This window comes from Candidatus Macondimonas diazotrophica (assembly GCF_004684205.1).
GTDB lineage: Bacteria > Pseudomonadota > Gammaproteobacteria > UBA5335 > UBA5335 > Macondimonas > Macondimonas diazotrophica.
On record NZ_SRIO01000009.1, the window covers coordinates 80,149 to 91,783 of the forward strand.

Genomic DNA, 11,635 nt, shown 5'->3' on the forward strand with positions numbered 1-11,635 from the left:
GTCGCTGCACAACCAGCCCGCCAAACGCCGATGGCTTGGACACAGAACCGTTTCACGCAGCGGGAACCGAACGCTGCGTTCGTTTGGGAACTCGATGGATACCGCGACTCCTCGGCAACCCGCCGTCCAGCCCTGTGGGCTGATCCGCCGCCTGGCGGCAATCTTCTATGACAGCCTGCTGCTCGGTGCCATCTGGATGGGGGCCACCTTCCCCGTACTGACCTTCACCCATGGCGAAGCCATTGGTGCCGGCAACCTCGTTTACACCGCGTACCTGCTGCTCATCGGCTGGCTGTTTTTCTCGTGGTTCTGGACTCGAGGCGGGCAAACCCTGGGGATGCGCGCCTGGCGCATCCAGGTGCAGACCGCGAGCGGCGCACCGCTCGACTGGCGCCGGTCGACCCGCCGCTATCTTGCCTCGGTGCTGTCCTGGCTGAGCCTGGGGATCGGGTTTTTCTGGCAGTGGATCGACAAAGACCACCGGACCTGGCACGACCGTCTTTCAGGAACCCGCCTGGTGGTCCTGCCCAAGACCTAAGGAACGCCAGGCTGAAGCTCTGTTAGCGCATCCGCGCCAACCGCCAGACGGCGATCAGGCTGAACAGAATCGTGGGCAGCCAGGCGCTTACCGCGATCGGCAGCCCCAGCACCGCCCCACCGCCCCCCATCGTCACGGTGGTGAGGTAATAGATCGCGCCAATGACCAAGCCGATCATGACTCGCCGCGCCATGCTGCTGTCTCGCAAACCGCCCAGCAGCAGCGGCACGGCCAGCAGCAACATGGGCAGCACGCTGACCGGCAGAATCAGGCGGGACCAGAACAACGCACTGAATGCGTCGGTTTCAAGACCGTTCTCACTCAGAAACTGCATCTGCCGCCACAGCTCGACCAAGGTCAGCGTTTCAGGCCTCACCGCCAGCACCTCGACCATATGGGGCTCGATGCGGAGCGGCCAGATCACCTGGTCATGATGAAAAACCGATGCGCTGTCGGCCTCGAACCGCGTGCCGTCAGCGTCGAACAATAGCCAGCCATCGGGCTCTACCACGGCGCGCGGCGCGCGCACGATCTCCCGCAGCTGCCCGGTTTCAGTGAACGTCATCACCTCGACACCGCGCAGCAGGCGCGGACTGACCAGCGAATCGATCCGCACGAACGACTCGCCATCCCGCAACCAAACCTGATCGATCAAACGCGCACCCAGGCCGCCCAATCGCTGCGCATCGCGCATCTGACGCGCCATGGCCTCGGCAGGCGGCCCCAGTATATCGCCCATGACCCATGCGCCCGCGCCAATGACCATCGCACCGACAACTGCCGCACGAATCATGCGCCACAACGGCAAACCGAGCGCCTGCATCGCGATCAGCTCCCGCTGCACCGCGAGACCACCCAAACCCAGCAGCGCACCGATCAACGCCGCGATCGGCACAATCTGGAACAGCACCGCAGGCAGCCTGAGACTGACATAGACCAGCAGCTCCAGGGCACTGAAGCGGGTATCGTCGAAGTCTTCGATCTGACTGAGCAGGTTGACAAAGATCACCAATGCCGACATCACCAGCAGCACGGTGCCCACGCCCAGGAGCAAGTTGCGCAACAGGTATCGCTCCAACCGGATCATGACCGCATCCCGAACCAGGACAGCCGACTCGGCCATCGCAGCGTGTGGCCGTTTTGATAGATGAGCAGTGCGGCTCCCAAACCAGCCACGATCAGATGGACCCACCAGAGTCCGAACCAGGCTGGTACGACCTGCTGCTCGAGGGCTGTTTTTCCAATACCGAGCAGATTGCCGAATACCACATAAGCCAGCACGGCCCACAACAAGCCGTTGCTGCGACGGCGTGGCGACGATCGCGCCAGGGGAAGCGCGAGCAGCACGAACACCGGCAGCGACACCGGCGCTGCCAGTCGGCGATGAATCTCGGCCCAATCTGCGGCGCTCCCCGCCCGGACCAACTGGGCCAGTGGCTGCAGACTGCGCTTGCCGACCTTCGGCAGCATCTGCGGGAGACGGTAACGGGCCACATGGGTCTCGAAATGGGCAATCCGATAGGCCGCCTGACCAGGCACGCCGTCATAGCGCCAGCCATCTTCGAGCACCAGCTCACGGGCACCATCCGCCGTGCGCCGGGTCCATCCCCTGCGCGCCCGGACGAGAACATCCTGATCATCCTGGCGAAAGCGGATCAGGACATCTTCCAGGCGCCCCGTGCCTCGGTCGGCCTTTTCGGCATAAAACACCGCCTCACCGCCTTGAAACGACAGAAACCGCCCAGGCTGCAAAAGGCTCAGACTCGCCTCCTGCTCACCTGACTCGCGCAAGACGAGCGCCTGGCGCGCCGTCCACGGTGCAACGACGAGAGAAAGCGCCCCCACGGGGATGGCCAGCGCCAACGCCAAGGCCAGCAGGGGACGCAGATAATGCCCTGGGCCGACACCACTGCCGGCCAACGCAAAGGCTTCATGGTCCCGATACAGTCGCCCGACGCCGAAAATGATGCCCAGCAACAGCGCAATGGGAAGGGCCAAAGCCAACTGTTCCGGCAGCGTGAACAGGATCAGGCGTCCCAGCACTTCGGGTGATAATTCTCCCGAACCCGCGGCTGCCAGGAGCCGGCCGAAAATCCCGCCCGCCAGCACCAGCAGGACGATTCCCGTCAGGACGATTACCCAGAACCCGACCTCCTGCAGCAGGTAACGGGAAAAAATTCGCAGCATCAGGATGTTCCGCCCGATGATTCAAAAAAAACGGGATTTCTCATAAAATGCCGGATCATGCCAGCCGTTCGCAAAGATCGGCCATCTCGTCACAGTTCCCGGACCCAGAACCGCAGCGGTTCTCCATGACCAAGGGCCCCAAGTCTACACGGAGAAGATCAAGGTGGAATACGCAGCCAAGAGCGGCAGCCCGGAAAAACAACGCGTGGCCTGTGTGATCGTCGGTGTCTTCGAGCATCGCCGGCTTTCCGAAGCCGCAGAAACGCTCGACAAGGCGAGCGGCGGCCAACTCGCCGGCATTCTGCGACGCGGCGACATGGATGGCAAACTCAAACAAACGCTGCTGCTCCACAGTCTGCCCAACACCCTTTGTGATCGCGTACTGCTGGTCGGCTGCGGCAAGGAGCGGGAATTCGATGACGCCCGCTACCGGCAGGCTGTCCGAGCGGCCTTCCAGGCCCTGCGCCAAAGCGGCGCCCGAGATGCCACCACCTACCTGGCCAGCCTGCCCGTGCGCGGCCGGGATCTCGCATGGAAGGTTCGTGAAACCGTCGTCGCGAGCGAGGAACTGAGCTACCGCTTCCAGCCGCCCAAGGACGAAGAGGGACCGGACACCCGCCTGCGCAGCCTGACGGTCGGCGTGGACAGCCGCCGTGACCTGGATGATGCCGAAGCGACGCTACGCTCCGCCCAGGCGATCGCGGCAGGCACGCTCACGGCACGCCATCTGGGCAATCTCCCGCCGAACGTCTGCACCCCCGCCTATCTGGCCGAGCAGGCCGAGGCTCTCGCCGCAGCCGACTCGGCGATCTCGGTCAAGATCCTGGAAACCGCCGACATGGAGGCATTGGGCATGGGCGCCCTGCTGTCGGTGGCCCGCGGCAGCCGCCAACCGCCCAAGCTGATCGTCCTCGAATACGGCGCCGGCATGGGCAGAGAACCCCCCATCGCTCTGGTCGGCAAAGGCGTCACCTTCGATTCGGGCGGTATTTCGCTCAAACCCGGCGCCGCCATGGACGAGATGAAATTCGACATGTGCGGTGCCGCCAGCGTGCTCGGCACCTTCAAGGCCGTCTCGCAAATGCAATTGCCCATTCATCTGGTCGGCATCATCCCGGCCAGTGAAAACCTCCCTGATGGCAACGCCAGCAAGCCCGGTGACATCGTCACCAGCATGGCCGGCAAAACCATCGAAATTCTCAATACCGACGCCGAAGGTCGACTCCTGCTCTGCGACGCGCTCACCTACGCCAAGCGCTATGAGCCCCGCGTCATCATCGACATCGCCACACTCACCGGCGCATGCGTCGTCGCCTTGGGCAGTCAGGCCAGCGGTCTGTTCAGCAACGATGCGACGCTGGCCAGGGCCCTCCTGGCAGCCGGCGAGGCAACCGGTGATCGCGCCTGGCAGATGCCGTTGTGGCCCGAGTATCAGAAACAGCTGGACAGCAATTTCGCCGACATGGCGAATATCGGCGGCCGCGAGGCCGGCAGCGTCACCGCGGCCTGCTTCCTGTGGCGCTTCGTGGACGATCATCAGCGCTGGGCGCACCTGGACATTGCCGGCACCGCCTGGAAATCCGGCAAGGAAAAGGGCGCCACCGGGCGCCCGGTACCGCTGCTGGTCGAATATCTGATACAGCAGGTCGCTTGAGCATGACCCGCGTCGGGTTCTACCTCCTGCCGGAAGGAAGCCCGGATGATATCCGCCACACCGCCTGCCGCCTGATCGACAAGGCGTATCGTCAAGGCCTCGGAATCTACGTGCACACCCCGTGTGCCGAATCGCTTGCCGATATGGACGAACTGCTCTGGACCTTCCGTCAGGGCAGCTTCGTGCCCCATATCCCGGTGGCTCAGGAAGACGGCATCAGTCCGGTTCTGTTGGGGTGCACCCCCGAACCGCCGAACCGGCTGAGCGACGTGCTGGTCAACCTGACCGATACGGTTCCGCTGTTCTTCAGTCGATTCGAGCGCGTGGTCGAACTCATCGGCGCCGATGACGCCCAGCGCGCCGCCGGACGCGACCGCTACCGCTTCTATCGCGATCGGGGCTATTCCCTGCAAACCCATACCTTGGCGGTCTGATTCGGCCGCTGCCCCTCCTCCGACATCCGAGACACCATGGACAAGTCCTACGAGCCTCACGCCATCGAATCGCGCTGGTACGCCTTTTGGGAAGACGGTGGCCATTTCCGCCCTGATCCGGCGCAATCCGGTGAGGCGCCCTACTGCATCATGATCCCGCCACCCAACGTCACCGGCACGCTGCACATGGGCCACGCCTTCCAGGACACGCTGATGGACGTGCTCACGCGCTACCACCGCATGCGCGGCGCGCCGACGCTATGGCAGCCGGGCACCGATCACGCCGGCATCGCCACCCAGATGGTGGTGGAACGCCAGCTCTCCGCCGAGAGCCGCTCGCGCCATGATCTGGGCCGGGACGCCTTCCTGGAGCGGGTCTGGCAGTGGAAAGCCGAGTCGGGCAACACCATCTCGCGCCAGTTGCGCCGCATGGGCGCTTCGGCCGACTGGTCGCGCGAGCGCTTCACCATGGACGAGGGACTGTCGGCGGCGGTGACCGAGGTGTTCGTGCGCCTTCATGAAGAGGGGCTGATCTACCGCGGTAAGCGGCTGGTGAACTGGGATCCGGTGCTGCACACCGCCATCTCCGACCTTGAGGTGGTCAGCGAGGAAGAAGCGGGTTCGCTCTGGCACATCCGTTATCCCATCGCCGACGGCGAGGGCCGGCCGACGCCGCAGGTACTGATCGTCGCCACCACCCGCCCTGAAACCCTGCTTGGCGACACGGCCGTCGCGGTGCATCCGGAGGACGAACGCTACCGGCACCTGATCGGCCGACAAGTCCTGCTGCCGCTGACCGGCCGACTGATCCCGATCATCGCCGACGACTACGTCGACCCCGCATTCGGCACCGGCTGCGTCAAGATCACCCCCGCGCACGACTTCAACGACCATGCCGTCGGCAGCCGGCACGACCTGCCGTTGATCAACATCTTCACCATCGATGCCCGCATCAACGAAGCGGCACCGACCGCGTATCAGGGTCTCGACCGCTTCGATGCGCGCGCGCGCATCGTCGCCGACCTCGAGACCCAGGGACTGCTCGAAGCGGTCAAGCCGCACCGGCTGATGGTGCCGCGCGGGGATCGCACCGGCGCCGTGATCGAGCCGTATCTGACCGACCAATGGTACGTGGATCTCACCCGCGAGACCCAGCCTGACGGCCGCCCCGGCGGACTGGCTGCCATTACCCGGCCGGCGATCGCGGCGGTCCAGGAAGGTCGCATCCGCATCGTGCCCGAGAACTGGGCCAAGACCTACTTCCAGTGGCTGGAGAACATCCAGGACTGGTGCATCAGCCGGCAGATCTGGTGGGGGCACCGCATCCCGGCCTGGTATGACGAGCACGACGCAGTCTACGTCGGCCATTCGGAAGCCGAGGTGCGCGCCCGCCACGGCATCGCGCCCGAGCAGGTGCTGCGCCAGGACGAGGATGTACTCGACACCTGGTTCTCCTCGGCGCTGTGGCCCTTCTCGACGCTGGGCTGGCCCGAACAGACGCCGGAGTTGCGCGCCTTCTACCCCACCTCGGTGCTGGTGACCGGCTTCGACATCATCTTCTTCTGGGTCGCCCGCATGATCATGATGGGGCTCAAATTCACCGGGGAGGTGCCGTTTCGCGAGGTCTACATCCACGGCCTGGTGCGCGACGCCGAAGGTCAGAAGATGTCCAAGTCCAAGGGCAACGTGCTCGACCCGATCGATCTCATCGATGGCATCACCCTGCCCGAGCTCATCGCCAAGCGCACCAGCGGCCTGATGCAGCCACAGATGGCCCAGAAGATCGAACAGGCGACGAAACGTCAGTTTCCCGATGGAATTCCAGCCTTCGGTACCGACGCGCTGCGCTACACCTTCTGCTCGCTCGCCTCCACCGGCCGCGACATCAAGTTCGACCTCGGCCGCATCGAGGGCTACCGCAACTTCTGCAACAAGCTGTGGAACGCCGCCCGCTTCGTGCTGATGAACTGCGAGGGACAGGACACCGGGCTCAATGATGCACCGGTCACGCTGGGACTGGCCGAACGCTGGATCATCTCGCGGCTACAGCGCACTGAGGCCACGGTGCGCGAGCAGCTCGACGGCTACCGCTTCGATCTGGCGGCGAGCGCCGCCTATGAATTCGTCTGGGGCGAGTACTGCGACTGGTATCTGGAACTGGCCAAGACCACGCTGCAGGATGCCGCGGCCGATGCGGCAGTACTGCGCGGCACCCGCCGCACCCTGGTACGGGTGCTGGAAACCGCACTGCGCCTGCTGCACCCCTTCATGCCCTTCATCACCGAAGCGCTGTGGCAAAGCGTCGCGCCGCTGGCCGGCCGCACTGGCGCGACCATCATGACGGCCCCTTATCCCACGCCGGATGCCAGCCGCATCGACGCGGTCGCCGAGGCGGACATGGACTGGGTGATGGGTTTCATCCTCGGCATCCGCCGCATCCGCGGCGAGATGGACATCGCCCCAAGCCGGCCATTGCCGGTCTGTCTGCAGGACGCCGGCGACGAGGACCGCCGCCGCCTCGCGGCCTATCGCCCCTATCTCGACAAGCTGGCACGGCTGGAGAGCGTGCTCTTCCTATCACCGGGTGAGGCCCTGCCGGAAGCCGCCCTGGCGATCCTGGGCGATCTGAAGATCGCCGTACCCCTAGCGGGGCTGATCGATGTCGCGGCGGAACTCAAGCGGCTGGACAAGCAACTGGAGCGGACGGAAAAGGAGCTGACGGGACTGACCGGGCGCCTTGAGAACCCGGCGTTCGTGGAGCGCGCGCCGGCCGCCGTGGTCGAGAAGGAGCGCGCCCGCGCCGAGCAGCTCCGCCGCGAGCTGGCCGAGCTCAACGCGCAAAGCGAACGTCTGGCGCGGCTATAGCAGGCCTTCGCTTGACCTTCAACGGCGATCGACCTGCTGCAGCAGCCCTTGTCGCGATCAGCGGCGACGAACGGGCGATCCACGTGTTGCTCGACCTCAGCAACGAGCAGGTCGAGACCGACTTCAACGACGCCTTCGTCGACAGCGATGCATGCTGATTGCAACGCCAGGTCGGCACGTGGACATGAGTGATCGAACCGCACGGCGGCTTCACCCTATCGATCGTTCGCCGCGGCGCATGCGTTGCAGGGTGTACGCGTACCGACCTTGAGAAAGCAAAACCATCTAATCTGTGAAGGTCGGTGGAAACAGATCAGGCTGAACATGCAGCAGCGATTTGAAGGCGTGAACGGCGAAACCCTGCCGGACACGCAAATACCGAATTGGCTGCAGGTTGAGCATTTGCTGCAGCGATTCCGTGACGTGTGGGTGGCGATCGAGACCTATCCGTTCCTGGCAGTGGATACAGAGCGCCTCTTTTCACATTGCCTTGGGATTGGCGAATTCGTGGTGTTTGCCAATGGATGTTTGCTGCAAAACATGCGGCGCGATGAAGCAGGACGTCGCTTGCTCAACGTATTCGCGAGCGCCAGCATCGATGCTGGCGTGTCGCCTGACGCGAAGATAATTGTCGAGGGCATGGCCAACCCGCGCGCCCACTGGATGATTTATTTCAACGATCCGTTCTACGTCGGGATGTACCCGTTCGCGGCGCTCGGAACGCGATACATCTACATCGACGACAACGGCATCTATCAGCGCGGATTTGCAGACCAGGTCGACGTCGCTGGCCGCCTTCGCCCTCGCTCTGTATACGTCGACTTCGACCCGCTGGCGGATATGGTGCACACCTTTCAGGGGGAATACATCAACGGTCCAAGCAACGTGCCGCGCGACATGGGCCGCTTGACGGCACTGCTCGACGCGATCTTCGTCGAGAACGGGAAGATCCACGCTGTTGCGGCGCAACATCATCGTGAGCACGCACCGCTCGAAAAGCCGTTCGACTACATTGCGCCAACCCTGACCCGTTACGGCAGACTGACTCACAATGATGCTGGCCAGCCGCGCATCGAATTGTCGTTCGCGCTGCTGCACTATGAAAAAGCGTTGCGGGAGTTGCACGACTTGAAGGCAGCCGTGCACAAGAACAACACCGAAGGCGCATTCTTCCACGGCGTCTACTGCGTCGTCGCAGTCGCAGCCTGCGCCGAGGCGATCGGAAACCGACTGGTGTTCCAAGAAACAAAGATTCATCCGGACCACCGCGACAAACGCACGCCGGTACAGAAGATGAACGAGGCCGCAGCAGCGTTGGCGCAAGCACTCGGTCGGGGGTTCGTGCCGTTGACGGCTGGGCAATCGCACTATGACGCATTGGAGAAAGCGCGCGAGTTGCGCAACGCGTTCATGCACGCCAAGGAACGCGCCGAGAGCGTTGATCCGGAGTCGTTGACTTCGATCGTGTTTGCGGCGGTGGACGAAAACCACTGTCGCGGCTACCTGAAAAACCTGCGCCTAGCGGTGGCCCAAGTGTATGACCAACTCGCGCCCCACCATAGGCCGCCGATCGTGACGCGCGAGAACGTAAACTGGTTGGAAGATCTTGAGGTACCTTAGAAATACCGAATGGGTGGGGTTGATGTCTCTGACTTGCGTTGCCGTCACGTTACACCGGGATGGCAGCGGCTGCCCGGCCTTGACGGGATGGGCCAGTAGGGCGAGGGCTCGGGGTAGTGGTACCGAGGATCCCTGATGTAGATCGGATTGTGGAATCGGCGTGTCTCCCAACATGAACCCTCGGTAGCCGGCATACGTCAACGCCAGCAACGTGAGCGGATGCACTTCCATAACCTCGAACAGCTGGTCAGCTTGTTCAGGGTCGGACTTTTCAGGTCGCGCTCCAAGATCCTCATATAGGTTAGGTGCGACTGGATACGTCGGCAATTGCATCTTGAACGTGCGCCCGAAGGGCCTCGTCTATGCCGCAGCCGCCCATACGTTTGCGCATCTGTACCTCGCAGCGCTGCGCCGCCAACCGACCGGCGTCGACCTCAAGGACATCTGCGACCTGCACGCATTGTCAGACTAAGGGCCATTCGGCCCTCAGTCCGGGAGCGCTTAGCGCGCGCTTGCAACCACACGCAGTGCACGCTGCCGGGTGCCGCATTGTGGCTCGTTGGTAGCGCGAAACCACATCGGCTCAGACCACGGCCCGGCGCACTCTCCCACCAAGCTCCGAGATCCTTGCGGCCTGCTATCCAGCAAGCGGCAAACCATCAACCCTGTGACGCTGCTCCCTGAAGGCGTTGCAGATGCGCCCGGGTCAGTTCGTAGAAACGCCGCGAGGGGCCGACGTCTTCGAAAATCGGGTCGCCGAGCTCATCGCGCGCCACCACCTGCGAGCCCTGCTGATAGGGCAGCAAGGCTTCGACCTCATCCAGCGCAGCCCGGATCAGCTCCCCCAACAACTCGGTCTCGTTGCAGGCGGGATACATCTCCTGCAACGCGCGCAGCCGTGCCACATCATGCAGCGGCAAACGCAGCGTCATTTCCTGATCTCTTTTGTCCTCGCGTCCCTCACTCTGCCAGCTTTTCACCAATTCCTTGATCGACATCCGGGTTCCTCTATCGTTTCGGGATGATTGCCGCTGAGGCGTGGCGCTTCAAGCGCCGCCATGACCGGCCTGGGCCAGAAGAATTTTCACCGCCAGCCAGATCAAGACGATCAATACGACGGTACCGAAAGCCCCGACCGCAATGAATGCAAAAGGATTACCGCTGGTGAAATCCCGCTCGCGGTTCTTTTCGCTCTGCACGCCAACCAGTGCGGCCAGCACGCTGCCCACGACTTGAAAAAAACCCATGCGGTCTTCGCGTTGCGCCATGATCTTCCTCGCTTTGAAAGCTTCCGCCCCTGATTCCGGGCGGTATGATCAGATTCTACCCGCCCCGGCCGAAAACCTCATTTGAATTCGCTGTTCCGGAGCCCCCATGTCGGATGCTTTCGATCTGCCCCTGCCGCCCCTGAGCGATGACCGTCCGATCACGCGTCTGCATCAGGCCATCGATCAGGTGTCCGAGATCATCCTCGGCAAGACACACCAGATTCGCCAGGCCGTCGCCTGCCTGCTGGCCGAGGGTCACTTGCTGCTTGAAGATGTTCCGGGGGTCGGCAAGACCACCCTCGCGCACGGCCTCGCCCAAAGCCTGGGGCTGGAATTTCAGCGGGTTCAGTTCACCAGCGACCTGTTGCCCGCCGACATCACCGGTGCCTCGATCTATGAACGGAACAGCGGCCGCTTCACGTTCCATGCCGGCCCGATTTTTACCCAGTTGCTGCTGGCCGATGAGATCAATCGCGCCACGCCTCGCACGCAAAGCGCTCTGCTCGAAGCGATGGCGGAACGACAGGTGACCGTAGACGGCGCCACCCACCGGCTTCCGCAACCGTTCTTCGTCATTGCCACGCAAAACCCGGCTCGCCACGCGGGCACATTCCCGCTGCCCGAATCCCAACTCGACCGGTTCCTGCTCCGCATCAGTCTGGGCTATCCGGAACCCGAGGCCGAGCGCCGGTTGTTGCGAATCGGGGAACGTCGCAGTGCACTGGCCGAGCTCACCAATCGGCTCGGGGCGGTCGATCTCCTGGATCTGCAGCGCCAGGTTCGCCAGGTACATCTGGCCGAACCGATCGTCTCCTATGTGCTGGCACTGCTCGGTCATACCCGCCGCAGCGGCTGGTTTCGCGAGGGGCTCTCGCCCCGCGCCGGCCTCGGTCTGATCCGCGTGGCACAGGCATGGGCACTCCTGGCAGGACGTGACCACGTCCTGCCCGAGGATGTTCAGGCCTTGTTCGAATCGCTGGCCGGTCATCGGCTGCAGCCACAGGACGGCCAGGGACAGGTTCCGGCCGATGCGCGCCAGGTATTGGCCGCCGTCGACGTGCCGTGAATC

General features: G+C 63.5%; 12 protein-coding genes. 8 read left to right on the forward strand and 4 right to left on the reverse strand.

What is annotated here, in order from left to right; all coding sequences use genetic code 11:
* Positions 1-94 precede the first annotated feature (94 nt).
* Complete coding sequence (locus tag E4680_RS08280) at positions 95-538, forward strand: RDD family protein (protein WP_135281942.1); 444 nt, start codon at positions 95-97, stop codon at positions 536-538.
* Between the two features lie 22 nt (positions 539-560).
* Here E4680_RS08280 and lptG read toward each other — a convergent pair whose 3' ends face one another.
* Both lptG and lptF read right to left on the reverse strand, forming a co-directional pair.
* A complete protein-coding gene (gene lptG / locus E4680_RS08285) occupies positions 561-1,625 on the reverse strand; it encodes an LPS export ABC transporter permease LptG (protein ID WP_167792447.1) in 1,065 nt (354 codons plus the stop codon).
* Complete coding sequence (gene lptF, locus E4680_RS08290; protein WP_135281944.1) at positions 1,622-2,725, reverse strand: LPS export ABC transporter permease LptF; 1,104 nt, start codon at positions 2,723-2,725, stop codon at positions 1,622-1,624. The genes lptG and lptF overlap by 4 nt, the downstream gene beginning before the upstream one ends.
* A gap of 163 nt (positions 2,726-2,888) precedes the next feature.
* On the opposite strand from lptF, the gene E4680_RS08295 reads away from it, so the two are divergent.
* The 6 genes from E4680_RS08295 to E4680_RS14540 all read left to right on the forward strand — a co-directional run bounded on the left by E4680_RS08295 (position 2,889) and on the right by E4680_RS14540 (position 9,770).
* Positions 2,889-4,379, forward strand: a complete 1,491-nt coding sequence (locus tag E4680_RS08295) for a leucyl aminopeptidase (RefSeq protein WP_135281945.1) — start codon at positions 2,889-2,891, stop codon at positions 4,377-4,379.
* A 2-nt stretch (positions 4,380-4,381) separates the two neighbouring features.
* Positions 4,382-4,813: a DNA polymerase III subunit chi gene (locus E4680_RS08300; RefSeq protein ID WP_135281974.1), complete on the forward strand. Its 432-nt coding sequence runs from the start codon at positions 4,382-4,384 to the stop codon at positions 4,811-4,813.
* 36 nt (positions 4,814-4,849) lie between these two features.
* Positions 4,850-7,678, forward strand: coding sequence for a valine--tRNA ligase (locus E4680_RS08305; protein ID WP_135281946.1), 2,829 nt, complete (start codon positions 4,850-4,852; stop codon positions 7,676-7,678).
* 11 nt (positions 7,679-7,689) lie between these two features.
* On the forward strand, positions 7,690-7,836 hold the full coding sequence (locus E4680_RS14060) for a hypothetical protein (RefSeq protein WP_167792448.1): 147 nt from the start codon (positions 7,690-7,692) through the stop codon (positions 7,834-7,836).
* Between the two features lie 166 nt (positions 7,837-8,002).
* Positions 8,003-9,298, forward strand: coding sequence for a hypothetical protein (locus E4680_RS08310; RefSeq protein WP_135281947.1), 1,296 nt, complete (start codon positions 8,003-8,005; stop codon positions 9,296-9,298).
* Positions 9,299-9,509: 211 nt separating this feature from the next.
* Complete coding sequence (locus tag E4680_RS14540; RefSeq protein WP_135281948.1) at positions 9,510-9,770, forward strand: ethanolamine ammonia-lyase light chain EutC; 261 nt, start codon at positions 9,510-9,512, stop codon at positions 9,768-9,770.
* 187 nt (positions 9,771-9,957) lie between these two features.
* Here the strand turns inward: E4680_RS14540 and E4680_RS08320 are convergent, their stop codons facing one another.
* The gene (locus E4680_RS08320; protein ID WP_135281949.1) at positions 9,958-10,296 is read right to left on the reverse strand and encodes a hypothetical protein; all 339 of its coding nucleotides are present in this window, start codon (positions 10,294-10,296) and stop codon (positions 9,958-9,960) included.
* A gap of 48 nt (positions 10,297-10,344) precedes the next feature.
* The gene (locus E4680_RS08325) at positions 10,345-10,566 is read right to left on the reverse strand and encodes a DUF2970 domain-containing protein (protein ID WP_135281950.1); all 222 of its coding nucleotides are present in this window, start codon (positions 10,564-10,566) and stop codon (positions 10,345-10,347) included.
* Positions 10,567-10,672: 106 nt separating this feature from the next.
* Here E4680_RS08325 and E4680_RS08330 point away from each other — a divergent pair, with 106 nt between their 5' ends.
* The gene (locus tag E4680_RS08330; RefSeq protein WP_135281951.1) at positions 10,673-11,632 is read left to right on the forward strand and encodes an AAA family ATPase; all 960 of its coding nucleotides are present in this window, start codon (positions 10,673-10,675) and stop codon (positions 11,630-11,632) included.
* Positions 11,633-11,635 lie beyond the last annotated feature (3 nt).